Annotated in this window: 12 protein-coding genes and 1 pseudogene; 9 read left to right on the top strand and 4 right to left on the bottom strand. The window is 67.5% G+C overall.

From position 1 onward, the window contains the following. Positions 1-13: 13 nt before the first annotated feature. The 4 genes from FED44_RS26505 to FED44_RS26490 all read right to left on the bottom strand — a co-directional run bounded on the left by FED44_RS26505 (position 14) and on the right by FED44_RS26490 (position 6,320). Positions 14-2,068, bottom strand: coding sequence for an NACHT domain-containing protein (locus FED44_RS26505; protein ID WP_117410436.1), 2,055 nt, complete (start codon positions 2,066-2,068; stop codon positions 14-16). Then, positions 2,056-3,006: a hypothetical protein gene (locus tag FED44_RS26500; RefSeq protein ID WP_117410437.1), complete on the bottom strand. Its 951-nt coding sequence runs from the start codon at positions 3,004-3,006 to the stop codon at positions 2,056-2,058. The genes FED44_RS26505 and FED44_RS26500 overlap by 13 nt, the downstream gene beginning before the upstream one ends. A 697-nt stretch (positions 3,007-3,703) precedes the next feature. Beyond that, on the bottom strand, positions 3,704-5,845 hold the full coding sequence (locus FED44_RS26495) for an MMPL family transporter (protein WP_167521594.1): 2,142 nt from the start codon (positions 5,843-5,845) through the stop codon (positions 3,704-3,706). 70 nt (positions 5,846-5,915) lie between these two features. Then, positions 5,916-6,320 carry a hypothetical protein gene (locus FED44_RS26490; RefSeq protein WP_138462396.1) on the bottom strand — a complete coding sequence of 135 codons (405 nt, stop codon included), beginning with the start codon at positions 6,318-6,320 and terminating at the stop codon, positions 5,916-5,918. A gap of 312 nt (positions 6,321-6,632) precedes the next feature. Between FED44_RS26490 and FED44_RS26485 the strand changes: the two genes are divergently transcribed. The 9 genes and pseudogenes from FED44_RS26485 (at position 6,633) to FED44_RS26445 (ending at position 18,397) form a co-directional block, all read left to right on the top strand. Continuing rightward, entirely contained in the window at positions 6,633-10,853 is a 4,221-nt protein-coding gene (locus tag FED44_RS26485) for an OmpL47-type beta-barrel domain-containing protein (protein ID WP_167521593.1), read from the top strand. Between the two features lie 173 nt (positions 10,854-11,026). Next, entirely contained in the window at positions 11,027-11,656 is a 630-nt protein-coding gene (locus FED44_RS26480) for a hypothetical protein (RefSeq protein ID WP_208759180.1), read from the top strand. Between the two features lie 293 nt (positions 11,657-11,949). After that, entirely contained in the window at positions 11,950-12,459 is a 510-nt protein-coding gene (locus FED44_RS26475; protein ID WP_117410442.1) for a transposase family protein, read from the top strand. Positions 12,460-12,583: 124 nt separating this feature from the next. Beyond that, a pseudogene (locus tag FED44_RS38540) lies at positions 12,584-12,835 on the top strand (hypothetical protein); the annotation flags it as partial. Between the two features lie 25 nt (positions 12,836-12,860). Beyond that, a complete protein-coding gene (locus FED44_RS36625; protein WP_244302281.1) occupies positions 12,861-13,109 on the top strand; it encodes an FCD domain-containing protein in 249 nt (82 codons plus the stop codon). 87 nt (positions 13,110-13,196) lie between these two features. Next, positions 13,197-13,766, top strand: coding sequence for a DJ-1/PfpI family protein (locus FED44_RS26460; protein WP_138460690.1), 570 nt, complete (start codon positions 13,197-13,199; stop codon positions 13,764-13,766). 19 nt (positions 13,767-13,785) lie between these two features. Next, on the top strand, positions 13,786-13,944 hold the full coding sequence (locus FED44_RS26455) for a hypothetical protein (protein ID WP_208759177.1): 159 nt from the start codon (positions 13,786-13,788) through the stop codon (positions 13,942-13,944). After that, positions 13,941-14,249 (top strand): ROK family protein, encoded by a 309-nt coding sequence (locus tag FED44_RS26450; protein ID WP_111700660.1) that lies wholly within the window; start codon positions 13,941-13,943, stop codon positions 14,247-14,249. Before FED44_RS26455 ends, FED44_RS26450 begins: the two co-directional genes overlap by 4 nt. A gap of 221 nt (positions 14,250-14,470) precedes the next feature. After that, positions 14,471-18,397 (top strand): ThuA domain-containing protein, encoded by a 3,927-nt coding sequence (locus tag FED44_RS26445; RefSeq protein ID WP_165900665.1) that lies wholly within the window; start codon positions 14,471-14,473, stop codon positions 18,395-18,397. Positions 18,398-18,430 lie beyond the last annotated feature (33 nt).

The raw sequence follows: 18,430 nt of genomic DNA, 5'->3' as shown, positions 1-18,430 counted from the left end.
TCCAATTTAGCGGCTACGCTGGGCTGTTCTTGAAGGCTCTGGCCGGTTCAGGAGCGGTGGCCAGAAGATGGTCACTGATCATCTGATGCCTGAACTGGTAGTACGGGCCGGACCGGCGCAGAATGCCAAGGTCGTAGGCGTACTCCAGAAAAGGCATGAGGCGCAAAGGGGCGCGGCCACGTAAGGCGAACCACAGGCGGGCGGTGGCGAAGCGGGCGGAGGCGCTGGACGCCTGGGACATCAGACCAAGGCCGCCACCGGCCGCCAGTGCGCTGACGAATGCACCAAGGATGGCCTGTTGCCAGGTGGGGAGGCCGAGGCCCCACGCCTGGTGGGTCTGGAGTGCCTCCTTCAGGCTTTGAGACAGCCGCGTGCCCAGGAACACGCCGTCGATCCCGCCGACGAGGGCTCCTGCCAGCGCGCCGAGCCCCCAACTGTAGGCCGTCGCCTTCCGGTCGTTGCTGAGGAAACCCTCAGGGGTGCCGGCTTCCTTGGGAATGGCCTCCTCGTGTAGTGAACGGGCGACGCCGAAGGTCAGTCCATAGATGAGCGCGTGGGCCACGACGTACGACTTGCCGTCGAAGAGGAGGGCGCTGTCGATTCCGCCCATGGCGGCGCCAACCAAGCCGAAACCGATGCTGCGATAGAGCGAGCGCCAGGGGTTCTTCTTGGCGCGGATGCTCGGGGCCGACTGACGTGGGGCATCGGGGCCGATGAGAGTCAGGACAAGCCCAGCCGCTGATCCTACGGCGAACCCGAGCGCGAGGCCGACCTGGAGCAAGCCGAACAGCCCGAAGAGGATCGCACCCAGGATCGCACAGCCCAAGCCCCCGCCGGTGACGCGGACGATCGGGAAGAAGGCGCGCGTGCGGACAGCGCGATGCATCTCCCACCATGCCAGGTCACCGGAGCCCGAGTCGTGGAGGTACTGGCTGAGGAAGCGCAGCGTGGTCTGCGCGACGGCCGGTCTCCACGTGGACGGGTCCGCCCCTGGCCCGGTCAGCACGGCGGGGATGAAGGCGCTGACCAGGTGGCGCTCGATGCGGAGGCGGGCGCCGTCTCTGAGCAGTTCGGCGGGTAGCGGGCGGTTGTTGCGGTACTGCGTGAGAGTGAGGAAGAGCATGAGCGGGGTGCTGAGCGCGGCGGCCACCTCTCCGTGAGGACGGGTGGTCAGCTCATCGAGAAGCGGTGCGAGGGCCTCGCTTCCGTCGCGGTCGATCAGATAGAGGGCGGCCGCCTGAGCGTCCAGCGGCTGCAGCGTGGTGACCAGCGCGCCGTCCAGGAGGCGTGCCAAGTCCGGAGTGAACTGCTCGGTCCGGCTGGTGAGGACGAACGAGCGGCTCCACGTGTCTGAGTTCAGTGTCGCCAGGACAGGCGCCCGGCGCTCTTCCGCGAGTTCGTCGAGGCCGTCGAAGATCGGAAGCAGCAGGCCAAGCTCGAACAGTTCAATCACCATCGGGGACGGCCCGCCCCGGGAGCCGTTCCTGCTGTCATCCAGGAATCCGTAGTCCAGCAGGAGACGGCGGTTGATCCACGCGTGCAGGGTCTCCTCCGGTAACCACGACGAAAGCGGTAGCGTGACCGGCACCGGGGCCACTGCGGCCGGTTCGGTCATCGCGAGGGTGAGAAGCAGCGCGAAGCTGGTTTTCCCCGATCCCGGTTCTCCCGTCACCACCAGCCTTTTGGGCATGCGGTGGCGTGTGAAGCCGGTAATGAGCTCGCCGGAGTCTCCCGCGGCGGGCAGCTCGGCGGCCAGGCCCCCGGTCGTCCGGAGGCCGGTCGCCCGCCAGCGGATCACCATGGGCTGGGCTTCCCAGATGCCACGCCTGGCTGATTCTCGGGTCACCTGCGCGCGAACTTTGACGCGCAGCTTCTCGGCGCGCTCGGCTGCGCTCTCCCGGGCCGGGCTGGAAGTGCGCAGAGAGACCAGCAGCGCGACGGCCGAGACGGCAGCTGAGACCAGCGCCACGGCCGGCTCGACATCCTCGCCGAGCAGCAGGGCAACGGCACCCGCGACGACGCCGACGGCGAGCAGCAGCCATAGAAGGGTGATGATCAGTCGGCGCACGGGGGACCCGATTCGTGGGGAACTGAGTTTATGACCCCGTTTCCGCGCCGGGCGATGACCAGCAGCGGCGTCCGGGCGGATGACCTGCGCGCACGGCGTCTCGGATGAGGTAACCGGGAAAGGTAGGCCCAGGCCAGCATGGCGTAGAGCGCGCCGACATAGGGCCGGCTACCCGTCCGGGTGTACAGGTCGTGCAGTGTCGCGCGGGTGGTGCGAAGGCGGCGGCGCACGTGCGGGAGGCGTGACTCTCCCCGGGTCGCGGGGGTCGTGATTCCGGCCGCACGGTCGATGTCGCGGTCGAAGTGGTCATCGAGCATTTGCAGGGTCACGCCGAGATCCTTGAGAACGTCCTGTTCGCGGGTGGTCATGTATGGATGGGCCAACGCGTGCAGGAGCAGATTGGCCGCGGCGCCCTTTCCACGAGTGATCTCCCAGAGCAAATCCTCGCCGATAGCGGGATTCTTCTGTTCGCGGGACAACTTCTGATAGCCGTGCAGCGCTCTGAGCGTCACATGAGGCAGAGCATCCTCAGGCAGGTCGAGGCGTAGAGCAAGGGATTGGTAAAGATCGTGGAGCAGGGCGTCGAACTCGGTCAGGGGAGTGAAGGGACCTCCGCTGAAGAGCACATCGAGTCCGGCGTCGAGGTCGGGCTGACCAGAATGGTCCACGAGGTCGTCGTACAACCGCGCGATGGCGCCGCCGAGAATGAAGAGATCGGGGCGGCTCGGCTTCCCAACCGTCGTGGCGTACGGCGACAGGAGAAAACCGACCTTGAGCGAGGTGGCCCGCAGTGCTTCCCTCACGTGTTGTCGCTCGCCGGGGTTGACGGCCTTGTCCACGAGCGGCCCGACCACCTCGTCGAAAGTCCTGGTGAAGATCTTCAGGTCACGAAAAGTGAACGTGATGATTATGGTCAGCGCCTGAATGAGAGCGCCCAACTTCAGTCCATATCACATGGGGCGGGGGCCGCGCTTTCTGTCACCATGGCCAGCATGTGGCCCAGCTTAGGTCTTGAGCATGGCGACCAGCCAGACGATGAATCAATCACGGGCCACCGCCGAGCACGCAGTCGAACGCCAACCCAAGCTGCAGGAGTGTTTCGACGGTCCACCGTCAGCGGCCGGCCGTGGTTACTTTTGCGCGATCACGGCTCCGACCTGCTAGAACAGTGTCGGGACGGCGGGATTTGAACCCACGACTCCTTGACCCCCAGGCAACCCAACTGGTCCATCCTTACGGCACTAAAGCTGGTGCACGCTCTGTCCCGGCCCGTCGGCCATCCGGCCGGCGGCCCCTGCGGAGGACGTCCCCGGCATCGACCTCGCCGCAGTCCGGTGATCTGGCCCGCACGGCGACGCGCTTGCGCAGCTGTGCGAGCTATTCTCGCTCGCTGCGGGCCAGCCCGATCCCGGCGTCGGACTCCTGCTGCTCGGCCTCGCGTACCCACACGCGCAGGGTCTCGCGGTTCATGCCCAGCTCCCGCACGACATCCGCGCAGATCCTATGCGACTCGCGGACCAGCGCTCCGGCGCGGGCGGCCGGTTGTCCGCCAGCACGCGAAGGTTGCTGACGCGCGCGAGTTCCACCACGCTGGAACACAGCATGCATGAGCAAGAGGTCACAGCACCGGCGACGTCAGCCCGGGGTAGCGGTCTGCCTGGACGGCCACCAGTTTCGCTCGCCGAGCATCACCGCGAGAGCGGGGACGAGCAGGGCCCGGACGAGGAAGGTGTCGGCGAGCAGGCCCAGGGTGACCACAAAGCCGATCTGAAACAGCGCCTCCATCGGAAGCACCATCAAAGTCGCGAAGGTGGCGGCGAGCACGAGGCCGGCGGAGGTGATCACGCCGCCCGTCCGCTCGAGGGCCTCCGTCACCGCGCGGCGGGTCTCGTGCTGTCGACGCCGCTCGCTGATCCGGCTGAGGAGAAACACGTTGTAGTCGACGCCCAGGGCGACGAGGAAGATGAACGCGTACATCGGCAGATTTGGGTCTGAGGCCGGCTGGCCGAGGATGTGGGTGAAGATGAGGGAACCGACACCGAGGGCGAAGCCGAAGGAGAGGATCACGGTCGCGATCACATAGAGCGGCATCACCACCGCGCGCAGGAGCACGGCGAGGACGACGAGGATCAGGGCAAGGCCGACCGGGACGATCAGCCTGGTGTCACGTTCGAGTGCCTGGCGGGCATCGTAGTTCTCGGCCACGGTCCCGCCGATCAGGACGGTGTGGCCGTCAGCCGCGCGCTCAGCGACCTCGCGCAGCACCGGGACGGCGTCGGTGGCCTGCTCCGAGAACGGATCCATCCGCAGGTCCGCGTCGAAGATGAGCAAGTCCGTCGCGGACCTTCGCTGGCCTTGAGCCTCCGCACCCGGGGAGTCGCCGTCCGCCCCGACCGACCTGGCCACCGCGTGCATATCGGCGACGGGTGTGTGCGGGCCTTGGGTGAGAGCGCTCTGGACCTTCCCGCCCACCTCCTGGGCTACGACGATGCGAAGCGGCGCCGCCCGGCCGGGGATGAAGTGGTCGCGGATCACCTGCTGGCCGCGGACCGAGTCCGGCGCCTCACGGAAGGACTCGGAGAAGTCGAGCGCCGGACGCCCGCCGATGCCGGCCAGCGCGCCCGCGGCGAGGAGAGCGGTGACCGCCGCGGCGATCACTCCCGGGCGTGCGTGAACGAGACCCGCGACGCGCCCCCAAAACGTGACCGCAGGTGCGGACTCGGGCTCGAGGCGGGGAACAGCGGGCCAGAACGCCCGTCGTCCGAGGGTGGTGAGCACCGCGGGCAGAAGGGTCAGGCCGGCACAGACCATGATCGCGACACCGAGGGCGAGGATCGGGCCCATCTCGCGCATGGCGTTGAAGTCGGCAAGGGCGAGGACCAGCATCGCGCCGACGACGATTGCTCCAGCGGAGAAAATCGCCGGGGCGGTGCGCTGGGCGGCGGCGACCATCGCCTCCTCGACGTCCCGCGCCCGGCGCAGCTCGTCGCGAAACCGCGCCACGATCAGCAGACAGTAGTCGGTGCCCGCACCGAACATCAGCACGATCAGGATCGCGGTCGTCTGGCCGCTGACCTCGGTGAGGCCAACGGCGACGAGGCCGTAGGCGAGGCCGGCGGTGACGAGATAGGCGAGGACGACGACGGCCAGCGGCACCAGCGCAACCAGCGGCGAGCGGTAGGTCAGGAGCAGCAGGAGCAGCAGCACGGCGATCGTGACTGCCAAGAGGGTCCCGTTGATCCCTTCAAGCGCAGCTTTTCGATCGGCCTCGAAGCCGGCACGGCCGGTCACGAAGGCCCTCAATCCGCTCTCGTCGCCGGCGGCCGACGGGACTATGTCGCGGATTGCCGCGACCGCCTGCTCAATGTCGGGCGTCGAGTCGTCGGTCATCAGGACCGTGCTCAAGATGACGGTGTCGTCGGGTGAGGTGAGCAGCGAAGCGCCCGGGCTCATGTCGAGCGGATCGGTCTCGCCGCACGCGCGTTGGTACGGGGTGGCGATCATCGTCAAGTTCGGGATCGCGCCGGACCGGCACAGCGCGAGGGCGTCGGCGTCGGCGCGCCGTCCGTCGTCCGCGGTGATCCCACTCTCGCGGAAGTAGGCGATCACCGCCGCTGTCTCGCTGCCGCGCCGGAACCGCTCGTCGATGATCTGCTTGGCCGTCGCCGACTCCGATCCCCGGACGAGGAAGGTCTCGCTCTCGTCGGCGGCCCGCTCGCCGAGCCTGGCTTGTAGCGGCACCGCGAGCATCGCGAGCGCAAGCCACACCGCGATCACGACCCACCGTGACCGCCGACCGGCGGAGATTACGGAAGCCCTGGTGGGAGGTCGCATCGGGTCGCCGACCCTAGAGCCCACCGCCGACCCCCTCTATATAGCTGACGACGCCATCCGCGACGTAGACGTAGATCCTCGTCGGGTCGATCTCTATCGGCACGGGCCGGCTCTTGTCGTCCTCGCGCGAAACGATGATTCCGCAGTTGTGACGGGCCGCCTTCTCACGCGCCTCAGCGAGCTCCAACCCGAGCAGCTCCGCCGTATCGAAGGCGTTCTCCGCGGGCCTGTACTGGCTGACGCCACCATTCTGTCCCGTCTCCACCATCGGGCATTGAAGGGCGGTCATGTCGCGCCCCCGCGTCTTCGCCTCCCCGGACTCGTCGTTACATCCGGTCAGAGCCATTGCTCCGACGGCGATCGCAACCGTGGCCGCAGCGACGCCGAGAAGCCGCCGGTGAACCCTCTGCCCGCTCATAGCGGGGACGCTAGCGGACGAAACTACCTCGATCAAGACAACTAACATCTTTGGTAAACAAAAGGGTGGAATTGCTAGTACCAGCTTTGGTGATTCGCTGACGAAAGTCCTTGACATCTAGACAAAAGGCGCAGACGCTACGTCTTGACCTTCAGGCGGTCGAACCACATCGCTCCGGCCGCGGGGCTGGTCGCCGCCGCATTGGGAGAGGAAGTGAGTGGTATGCGGAACGCCGCGCCGCCCGCGCGGAGTGTGAGGCGTTCTTTAGTCGCACTGACCGCGGTCGCTCTGGGGGCTCAGATGCTCGCCCCTGTGACCACCGCCCAAGCGGAGAGCACCCCCCTGACGGCTGCTGCCCCGGCGACGAGCACCGGGCAAGCGAGTAGAGCCCTCCTTGCGGCCTCTGCCCGGGCGGAGGGCAGCAAGAGGGTCCTCATCTACACCGGCACGACCGGGTATCGGCACGCCGAGGCGATCGACAACGGTCGCCCGGTGGTCCAGGCCGCTCTCCAGGCCGCGGGCTACGAGGTCGACTGGGAGGACTGCGACAACAACGGTGGCGGCACGAACAACTGCAACCACCCGGACAAGAACCCTCGGATCTTCACCGACGATAACCTGGCCCGATACAACGCGGTCCTGTTCCTGAACGCATCGTGGTCGTGGGCCGGCGGCGGTCGGCCCGGACCGCTCTTCGACCAGGCACAGCGCGACGCGTTGATCCGCTTCACCCAGAACCGCGGCGGGATCGCGGCTGTGCACAACATGACCGACGCCGGCGCCGGCGTGTCCGTGTGGGACTGGTGGGACGGCGGGCCGGACAGCGTCATCGGCACGACGATGACCGCCCACTCGAACGGGTCGGCGACCGGCAACGCCGCAACCGTCCAGGTCGCCGATCACAACCACCTCTCCACCAAAGACCTGCCCGACACCTATCAGCTCGCCGACGAGCACTACAACTTTGTCCGCAGCGTCCGGGGCACCCACCACGTACTCGAGACCTTCGACGAGCGCACCTACAACACCGGCAGCCAGAAAATGGGCCAGGACCACCCCACGACGTGGTGCAAGCTCTACGACGGCGAGAGGGTCAAGGACGGCACCGCCACACCGCGGCCCTACGACGACGGCCGGACCTGGGTGACCTCGCAGGGTCACTTCGGCGTGCGTTACAGCGAGAACGGCGGCGACAACCCGCTGGTCAAGCAGATCGTCGGAGGGGTGCGCTGGGTCGCCGGCGAGGGGAACAAGACCGACTGCTCAGGCACCGTGTGGTCGAACTTCACCCGCACGACCCTGGTCGACAATGCGAACGGCCCGATGGCTCTCGACGTGGCAGCGGACGGCAAGCTCTACTGGACCGAGATCGGCCCCACAACGGGCTACCAGTCCCAGGGCTACGTGAAGATGCACGATCCGAACGGCCCGCCGAACAACTCGACCACGGTCGCGACGATCCCGACCCGCGCCGACCACGGCAACTCCGAGGACGGCGTGCTGGGGATGAGCCTGGAGCCGGGCTTCGACCTATCGAATCCGAGCAAGCGCGACATCTACGTCTACTATTCCCCGCGCAACCCCGACTGGCCGACCACGGGCAACCAGATAACGGTCGGCTACAACCTGATCAGCCGCTTCACGCTGAACGAGACCGGCACCGCGTTCGAGCCCGCGAAAGCAGGCGGTGACCCGGCACATCCATACGATGAGCGGGAGATCCTGCGCGTGCCCAAGGCGAAGATCTCGGGCAACCCCTCAGGCTTCCCCGGTGGCCCCACCGACAACGGCCCCGGCCACGTCGGCGGCGCGAGCCTGGTGTTCGACTCCGAAGGCAACCTCTACCTCGGAGTCGGCGACGACGTGTCCCCGAACGCGTCCGGCCACAACCGCTACGTGCCGATGGACCATCGCGCCTCCGAGCGCTGGGATTCACGCAAGACGGCGGCCAATACCGCCGACCTGCGCGGAAAGGTCCTGCGCATCAAGCCGATCAAGGACATCCCGGCAGGGCAGGCCGCCGACCCCGGCCTGGACAAGACCTACACGGTTCCGAAGGGCAACATGTTCCCGCCGGGGACCCCGAAGACCCGGCCGGAGATCTATGCCATGGGCTTCCGGCAGCCGTTCACGGTGCACACCGACCCCGCCCACCCGGGTACGGTCGTCGTCGGCGAGTACTGCCACGACAACTCGGTGGACCAGGCCGACCGCAGCCCGGCCGGCACCTGTGAGTGGGATCTGGTCGACGAGCCCGGCTTCCAGGGCTGGCCGTTCTGCGTCGGCGACAACTCGAAGACCAACACCACGTGGCGCTGGGACTACGCGACCAACTCCTCGACCGGTCAGCAGTACGACTGCTCGCTCGACAAGATCCCGGCCGACCTCAACTGGGCCCCGCCGGGCGGTACAAGTTCGCAGCCCACATTCCAAGGCCTCGATGAAATCCCAGGCCCCGCGAAGAAAGCGACGATCTGGCGCAAGTACCCCGGCAACCCCGGCGGTGAGAATCCGATGGACTTCGGCGACCTGGGCGCCGGGGGCATGCAGCCGGTCACCGGTCCGGTCTATCGATACAAGGACAGCTTCGGCCCCGGCGCCTTCCCGGCCTACTACGACGGCTCGTGGCTGATCACCAACCGTGGCGCCGACAACGGGTTCTGGAAGGAGGCGCGCCTGCGGCAGGACAACAACCAGTTGCTCCGGGTCAACGACTGGCTGCCGGTCAACCACTTCGGCACGCCGAACAGCAGCTTCGTGATCCCGACCAAGTTCGGGCCCGACGGCGCCCTCTACATGGGGCGCTGGACCTTCGGCTGCTGCCGCGCTCAGCTCAACTCCACCGCGAAAATGGAGTTGGTCAAGATCGAGTTCAAGCCCTCCAGCAAGTGCACGGAGGACACCCAGGCACCGACGGTCTCGCACCAGATCGAGGGCCGGGCCCACCCCAGCCAGCAGAACGCCTACATCGACTCGGCCACGCTCAAACTCAACGCCACCGATGTCGGCTGTGCCGGCGTGGAAAAGGTCGAGTACCGCGTCAACGGCGGAGCGTGGACCGCCTACGACGCGCCGGTACTGTTCAAGAACCCGGGGAAGTACACGGTCGACTACCGAGCCACCGACTACTCCGGGAACACCTCCGCGTCGCAGAGCGCCGTCTTCACGGTGCTTGACGGCGGCAGGACGCTCCCCACGGCGTGCGACATCTACGCCACGGGCACGGGGTGGAATCCCGACAACTGTGAGATCGCCCGCGGTGGCACCGTCACCTGGCACTTCAACGTGCCCGACGCGGGGATGCCGCATGATGTCTGGCTCGTGCCGCCCGGCGGCAATCCGGACCCGAACGGCGGCGACATCTTCGAGGTCACCAAGGGCGCCGTCTCGCCGGGAGGTCCGCCGGTCTCGTACACCTTCGATCGGGAGGGGACCTGGACCGTCATCTGCAGGCTCCACTCCGGCTACGACGGCAAGAAGTGGGCAGGCATGGTCGCGACAGTCACGGTCGGAGGAGGGGCCAAGGGCGTCTACACCATCTCCCCCAAGAGCAGCGGCAAGTACGTCACGCCGCAGAACGCCTCGACCGCCGACGATGCCAAGATCGTTCAGATGGGCGCGACGCAGGGCAGCGAGCAGCAGTGGGAGGCCGTCCCCTTCACTGCGGGCGCCTACCAGCTCAAGAACGTCAAGAGCGGCAAGTGCCTTGACGTGCCGAGCGGCTCGACCGCGACGGGCACCCAGCTCGTCCAGTACTCCTGCCATCCCGACGGACATAAGGACCAGATCAACCAGCGGTTCTACCTCATCCAGTCCGGAGACGCCTACCAGGTCAATCCGGCGGTGAGTGGCCTGTGCCTCGACATCAACGGCAACTCCAAGGCCGACGGCGCCGCAGTGATCCAGTGGACCTGCAACAACGCCGACAACCAGCGGTTCAGCTTCAGCCCGGTCGCCGCGGCCGACAAGACGCCGCCGGTGACGACCGCGACGACCGACCCGGCTCAGCCGGAGGGCGGCTCGTTCACCGGTCCGGTCACGGTCACGCTGACCGCCGTCGATGAGGACAAGGGCAGCGGGGTTGACCGGACGGAGTACAAGCTGGACGGCGGTGACTGGAAGCTGTACACCGGGCCGGTCGTCGTCTCCGGCGACGGCTCGCACACGCTGGCCTACCGCTCGACGGACAAGGCGGGCAACGTCGAGGACGTCAAGACCCTCACGGTGGCCATTTCCTCTCCGCGGGTTCCGCTGACCGTGACCGCTTCGTCCCGCTGCGTGGGTACGTCGGCGTACGTGGCGGTGACGGCCGTCAACGACGGCGATGTGCCTGCGGACGTGATGTTGACGACCCCGTACGGTTCCAAGACCGTGGCCGACGTGGCCCCGGGCAAGCAGGCCTATCAGTCCTTCAACGCGCGGGCCGGGCAGATCGGCGCGGGCAAGGTGACTGTTAAGGGGACCGCGACGATCGGTGGCAAGCAGGTCACCTCGACCTACGACGCCGGCTACAACGCGATCACCTGCGGCTAGAGCTGTAGCTGGACCAGGTCGGCGGTGGCCACGGTGTAAGCACCCAGCGGTGTACGCACCGGGGCCACCGCCCTACTGAACGAGCCGTACTGAAATGGGGCCGGCCGGTCGGCCGTCTGGACGATCGACAGGCCGGCCCCGCCCCCATGCCCCCCATAAAATGGAGCGATTACGTGAAGACCACGAGAACTGCCCAGATACTGGCCGCGTCGGTGCTCGGTCTTGCGCTTGCGGGTGCGGCCGGTCCCGCGATGGCGGACGACGCCCCCGGTGACGGCATCGACGTCTCGGTGAACATCGAGCCGACCACCACTCCCGGTCAGCTGTCGATGACCGTGGCGGACAACGACGGGGTCTCCCTGCAGGAGAACGGCTCCGACGCCGCCGCCCGCCAGTTCACCGGCACCCTGCCGACGGTCACGGTGACCGACACCCGCACCCCCGAGGAGATCCCCGCCGGGGAGTACTGGGCGGTCGTGGGCCAGGCGAGCGCGTTCACCGCGGCCGGTGACCCGGCCAAGGTCATCGGCCCGGAGTACCTGGGCTGGAAGCCGCGCCTGCTGACCGGCTCATCCACCGGTGCGGTGTCGGCCGGTGAGCCGGTCTCCAGTGTCGTCTCTGACGGCACCGGCGCGCCCGCCGTGGGTCTGGCAGGGCAGGAGCTGCTCGTCTCGACGGCGAACTCCACCGACGAGATCGGCACCTCGAAGGTCAACGCCGACCTGGCCCTGCGGACCGGGGTCGACGTCGCCGCCGGGGAGTACCACTCGACCCTGACGCTCTCGCTGTTCAACCAGTCCTGAGCCGGGGGCGGGACGCCAGAAAGGAAACGACCAGAAAGGAAACGGGCCACCCTTCGCCGAAAGGGTGGCCCACCTCACCCCGTTTCCGTGGACGGGTCTGCGGGCCGTAATTCTGGCTTTCAGGGGCCGAGGAAGACGAGCCTGCTGGTGATGTTCACCGGCTTTCGTGGAGTCCCTTTGGTTGACTGGCATGCCTGGACCCCCGAGAGAGGTCAGCATGCCGAGGAGCTATCCCCCCGAGTTCCGTCGCAAAGTCCTGGACCTGCTGAAGGCGGGCCGCACCGTGCAGCAAGGTGGCCGCCAATCTGCAGATCAGCGACCAGACCATCTACAACTGGCGCAGACAAGAACGCATCGACGCGGGCCTGGAGCCCGGCATCGCCTCCAGCGACCAGGCCGAGCTGCTGGCCGCCCGGCACCTTTCCTATACGATCCGAGTGGTCGTCAGCATGCAGCAGCGTTGCGACCGGTGTGGGTCGACGACCGTGGAGCGCTACCAGGACGAGTTGAGAACACTGATCGATATGGTGCTTTCACCACTGTATGAAGCGCAGGCCCATCGGGATGCAGTGCTGGTGGATGGGCTGGTGGTCCCGGTCGGTGAGCGGGACGGGATCGAGGGCCTGTACTCCGACAAGAAGGGGTACTGCGGGCAGAACGTTCAAGTCGTCGCCACGCTGTCCGGGCGCCTGGCGGACGTCGGCGACCCATGCCCTGGCTCCATGCACGACAGCCAGGCGTTTCGCCAGTCCGGTTCGCCGCGCGGTGGGCGGCGCATTACGAACCGGATGGAATGGGAATAAACGGGGACAAAGGCTATAAGGGCACAGGGATCCGTACCCCCTAGCTGACCGATGCCCGCAAAGCCTGCAACACCGCGCTAAACGGCATCCGGGCCGCGGTGGAGCGGGCCATCGCCCACCTCAAATGCTGGAAAGTCCTCAAAACCGGCTTCCGGCGATCACTGGAGGACTTCCCCGCAGTGCTACGCAGCGTGACCAAACTGGAGGTCTTCCGAGTGTACGGCCTGTACTGAAACACCATCCAAATTGGTTTTGGGAAGTCCTCCTGATGTCGCTACGGATCGAGCCTGGCTTCCGCGTCACGATCGACGTCCTGGCGCGAGAGCTGGGGGTCTCGCAGACGCCGATCCGAGACGCTCTGAACCGCATGGAGGCGGAGGGCCTGGTCGTGCGTGTGCCCCATGCCGGCCATCGCACAGGTCATCCGCGAGGCGCTCGCTCGCCTGGACACGCACGTGCACCTGCTCCGGCTTCTCCACGACAGCCAGGTCACTCACCTGGCCATGGCCGAGCACGAAGTTGTGGCCGCGATCGCCGCGCGTGACCCCGACGCCGCCGCCTACGCCATGCGTCGGCACATCCTGCGTGAGCGGTTCCGGCGATTGTTCGACGAAGTCAAGGGTTCGGACGGAATGGCGGTAAAGGCTTGACGGGCGGGCTTGGCCGGGGAATGCTGACGCAACCGGATCGGATTGGATTGGATCCACCTCACCCGCCCCCGATGCGAGGAGAAGCAGGTGCCCAGAGCGCTGCTCCTTACCGGCGATGCCGCCGAGGAGCTCGACACCATGTATCCCTACTATCGGGTGCAGGAGGGCGGCTGGGACGTCGACGTCTCGTCACGGACGCTGCGTGACGTTCAGCTGGTCATCCACGAGTTCGACCCGAACTCCGACGCCTACGTGGAGAAGAACGGCCGGAAGCTGCCGGTCGACGTGCCCTGGGCCGAGGTCGACGTCGAGCGCTACGACGCCCTCATCATCCCTGGGGGGCGTGCCCCCGAGTGGATCCGGGTCGACGCCGACGTCAGGCGCATCACCGAGCACTTCTTCGCGCGCAACCTCCCGATCGCGCTGGTGTGCCACGGCGCACAGGTGCCGGCGGTGTACGGGCTGCTGAAGGGCCGGAAGACGGCGTGCTTCCCCCCCATCACCGGTGACATGGAGAACGCGGGCGCGACGGTCATCGACGCTCCCGACGTCGTGGACGGAAACCTTGTCTCCTGCCGCGGCTGGCCCGACATGCCGCAGTTCGGCCGGGTGATGATGGAGGTCTTCTCGAAGTCCGTCAACTCCGCATCGGCATGAGCACACCTGGCCTGTTCCGGTGACGGCACTTCGGACCGTCACCGTCGACGGCTCCCCCGTCCACGTCCTGGAGAGCGGCACGGGGCCCGCGGTGCTGATGCTGCACGGCTCCGGACCCGGTACGACCGGATCCGGAGCCTGGGCGACGACGGCACAGGCGCTGGCGACCGGCGCATGATGCAGGTGGTGGCGCAGGTCGGCCAATGGCTCGGGCTCGGTGGCTCGATCGTGGCCAACCTGTTCAACCCGCGACTGATCGTCATCGGGGGCTACTTCGCCTCACTGGCCGAGTGGCTGCTGCCCCACGGGCAGGATCAGCTGCAGCGGCTCGTGGTGGCCGCCCCCGCCGCCCAGTGCCGATTCGTCGCCTCCACGCTCGGCTTCGGCGCCGCTTCCCGCGGCGCCGCGAGCATGGTGGTCAACCGGATCATCGACGACCCGACCACGATCATGGATTCACTACCCCGGCCGACAGCCTACTGACGGCCCCCACAGACCTGGAGGGTGGCACCTCTCCAGCAACCCCCCGTATCCGCAACCAACGCCAACAAGCGGCAACAAGCGCGGCGGCGCGCGCCTTGCCTGACGTCCCCCCGGTCAGGAAAGGGTTTCCCATGTCACCACGTCATCGAACGTGGGCCAGGCTGCTCGACGCAGCCCTGCCAGAAAACGGACGACGCCCGAGAGGTCGCACCGCGACCACGATGGCCTTAGCCCTCATCGCCCCCTTCATCACGCTCCTCGCGACGCCGGTGAGCGCCGAGGCCCCCACGGCGGCTGAGCCCGCTTTCAGCGCTGCAGCGGCGCTGCTGCAGCCGTCCGCGTCTGCCGCCAAGGCCGCACCACCAGACGCCGGCTTCAAGGTACTCGTGGTGCGCAGCACCCAGGACGCGGTGTCGTCGGCCGGCCTGGCCGCGATCCGGGATGCGGCCAGGCCCGGTGATTTCACGGTCGTGGCGCCCGAGCCCGCTGACGTGGGCGACCATTTCACGAAGAAGAAGCTGAAGCAGTACCGCGCGGTCGTGTTCTTGGACACGGGTCACGCGAGCCCGCTCACGGACGCGCAACGCGCGAACTTCGAGAGCTACTTCCGCGACGGCGGCGGCTTCGTCGGCGTCGGCTCGGCGGTCGAGACCGACGAGTCCTGGTCGTTCCTGACTGACCTCCTGGGGACGCGTGCGTCCGGCAGGACCGACGTGCAGTCGGGTGACGTGAAGGTCGCCGACCGCGTCCACGACGCGACCAAGGATCTGCCGCAGCTCTGGTCGCGGACCGACAACTGGTACAACTTCACGAAGAACGTCCGCGGTGTGTCACACGTCCTCGACACCGTCGTCGAGGACCCGTTCGGGCCGCAGCCGCAGGGCGCCGACCTCGACGGGATCGCCGGGGGCACGATGGGCGCCGATCACCCGGTCTCGTGGTGTAAGGACTTCCAGGGCGGCCGCTCGTTCTACACCGGCCTGGGCAACACGGCCGCGAGCTTCGACGCCGGCCTCACCAAGCACCTCAAGGGCGCGATCGGCTGGGCCGCGGGCCAGGCCGACCCGGTCTACAGCGATTGCGGCGCGACCGTGCTGGCCAACTACCAGCAGACGAAGATCGGCTCGCCGCCGAACCTGCAGGAGCCGATCGGCTTCGACCAGCTGCCGGACGGCCGCGTTCTGCAGACGGACCGCCTCGGCTCGCTGCGCATGCACGACTCGACCACGGGCGTCACCACGGTCGTCGCCAACTTCGCCGATCCGAGCCTGCCGATGACGCAGCAGATCTACTCCGCGGGCGAGGACGGGCTCTATGGCCCGGCGGTCGACGCCAACTTCGCGACCAACAAGTGGGTCTACCTCTACTACTCGGCGAAGGAGGTCACCGACGTCAAGCTGAGCGACGGATCGGTCGTCACCCAGATCACGCCGAACACCACCCCGCCGAACGTGGCGGCGTCCAAGACCGCGTGGGATCCGTACGTGGGCTATTTCCAGCTCAGCCGCTTCAAGTTCGTCGACGCCACCGACAGCGCGCCGGCGCACCTCGACATGGGCTCCGAGCAGCAGATCATGCGCGTGCCGGTCAACCGCCAGGAGTGCTGCCACGTCGGGGGCGACATCGACTTCGACAAGCACGGCAACCTCTGGATGGTCACCGGCGATGACACGCCCGCGGGCGGCATCAACGCCGGCGGCTACGGGCCGTACAACTCGCAGAAGACCGACGAGCAGCAGACCGTGCGCGTCACCAACGCGACGGGCGGCACGTTCACGCTGACCTTCGAGGGCCAGACGACGGAGCCGATCGCGTGGAACGCGGATCGCGATGCGATCGACGCGGCGCTCGAGGCGCTCTCGAACATCGAGGCGGATGAGATCCAGACCAGCGGCGGCCCGGTCAACACGTCGAACGTCAACGTGTTCTTCCGCCGCGGCAAGCAGCAGTCCGATCAGCCGCAGATCACCGCCGACGGCGCCGGCCTGACCGGCACCGCCACGCCGGCGATCGCCACCAACACGGCGCAGGCGGGCGGCTGGTATCAGCGGCTCACCGGTGACTCGCGCCGCACCGCGCTGAACACCAACGACCTGCGCGGCAAGGTGCTGCGGATCAAGGTCAAGGACGGCGACATCTCCGCCGCCGACGCCAACAAGGCCGACTTCGGCTCCGGCACGGGCGCCTACTCGATCCCGTCGGGCAACCTGTTCCCGCTGGCCGCGGGCGCGCCGCAGGACAAGACGCGGCCGGAGGTCTACGCGATGGGTTTCCGCAACCCGTTCCGGATCCAGGTCGACGAGAACGACGTGGCCTACGTCGGCGACTACTCGCCCGACGCCCAGACACCGCAGCGCTCGCACGGCCCGTCGGGCACCGGCCGCTACGAGATCGTGCGCAAGCCGTCCAACTACGGCTGGCCGACGTGCTACAAGCGCGACCTCGCGCACTACGAGTGGAACTTCCACGAGTTCGCGCCCGGCACCACCACCGCGGGCACGCCGCTGAACAACCCGCCTAAGAAGTTCGACTGCGACGGGCCGACGCAGCGCAACGACTCGCTGTGGAACATTGAGGGCGGTCCGACGGTCGAGCCGGGCCTGAGGGACGTCCCGCCGGTCACCGACCCGGACATCTGGTACTCCTACCGCGACAACAACACGAACGCGCCGCTCGGCACCCCGTGCGAGGCCTACTACGCGCCGACCCCGGGCCCGATCGCGCCCGGCTCGACGACCGAATGCCCGCGGCTGTTCCCCGAGCTCTACACCGGTGGCGTCGGTCCGCACGGGGTCACGAAGTACCACTACGACCCGGAGAACCCGAACCCTCACAAGTTCCCGCCGTACTACGACGACTCGGTGATCATCAGCGAGTGGACGCAGGACACGCTGCGCGAGGTCAAGCTCGACAAGCAGAACAACCACGTCCAGAAGATCAACAACTTCCTGGACTGCGGCAGCCGTGCGAACGCCGGGGCAGGCAGGTTCCGGTTCGAGTGCGACAACCCGATGGACTTGCAGTTCGGTTCTGACGGCGCGTTCTACCTGCTGACCTACGGCAACGGGTTCAACGTCATCAGCCCCGACGCGGGCATGTACAAGTGGGAGTACGTCAAGGGCAAGCGCGCGCCGAAGGCCGTGCTCACCACGGACCGCACCGACGGCTCAACGCCGCTGACCGTGAACTTCTCCAGCGCCGGCTCGCTGGATGAGGATCCCGGCGACTCGATCCGCTACGAGTGGAACTTCGGCGACGGCTCGGCGATCGAGACCGACCCGAACCCTACACACACCTACACGCAGTCCGGCCGCTACACGGCCGTGCTGACCGTGCTCGACTCGTCCGGCAAGCAAACCTCGACCAGCACCGTGATCACCGTGGGCAACACGAGCCCGACGGTGGTCGTCAATACGCCGGTGGAGGGCGGGACGTTCGCGTTCGGCGACGACATCCCGTTCTCGGTCACGGTCACCGACCCCGAGGACGGGACGGTGAATTGCTCCGAGGTGCAGGTGACGTTCGTGCTCGGCCACGACGCGCACGGCCACGCCGAGGAGTCCGTCAACGGCTGCTCGGGCGTGCTCCACACGGAGGCCGACGACGTCTCACACGGCGGCAACGTCTCCGGCGTGATCCAGGCGCGCTACACCGACCACGGCGGTCCGGGCGGCGTCCCGCAGCTGACCACGACCGGCCAGCACCAGATCCGCCAGAAGCACCAGGAGGTGGAGTTCGTCGTCAACCAGTCCGGCACCAACACGGCGAACAACACCGACGGCGGCGCCGGCGTGCACCGCGGCGGCCTGGGCTCGGGCGACTGGCTCCAGCTCAACGGCCCATTCAACCTGACCAACATCGATTCGATCACGTTCCGCGTGGCGGACGCGGCGGCCGGCCGCACGCCCGGGTCGCCGCTGGCGGCAATCGAGGTCCGTCAGGACTCGATCACCGGGCCGATCCTGACGACGGCCAACCTCGTGTCCACCGGCGGGACGGGAACCTGGACAAGCCAGACGTTCCCGGTCTCAATGTCCGGGACGCATGAGCTGTTCCTGGTGTTCCGCTCGGTCACGGGTGGCGCCACGGGCGGCAACCTGTTCAACCTCAACTGGGCCGAGTTCGTCGGCACGGGCATCGGCACCTAGCGAACCCGCCCGTGCCGACGAACCCGAGTTCGT

The organism is Microbispora triticiradicis (assembly GCF_005864065.1).
Classification (GTDB): domain Bacteria; phylum Actinomycetota; class Actinomycetes; order Streptosporangiales; family Streptosporangiaceae; genus Microbispora; species Microbispora triticiradicis.
The sequence above is the reverse complement of the archived record's forward strand: the minus strand, read 5'-3'. Positions and strand labels throughout refer to the sequence as shown.

Coding starts and splice junctions, on each gene's coding strand:
- FED44_RS26490 (WP_138462396.1), bottom strand. CDS start 6,320: ATGAGCGGGCAGAGGGTTCACCGGCGGCTTCTCGGCGTCGCTGCGGCC.
- FED44_RS36625 (WP_244302281.1), top strand. CDS start 12,861: ATGCCGGCCATCGCACAGGTCATCCGCGAGGCGCTCGCTCGCCTGGAC.
- FED44_RS26450 (WP_111700660.1), top strand. CDS start 13,941: ATGATGCAGGTGGTGGCGCAGGTCGGCCAATGGCTCGGGCTCGGTGGC.
- FED44_RS26445 (WP_165900665.1), top strand. CDS start 14,471: ATGGCCTTAGCCCTCATCGCCCCCTTCATCACGCTCCTCGCGACGCCG.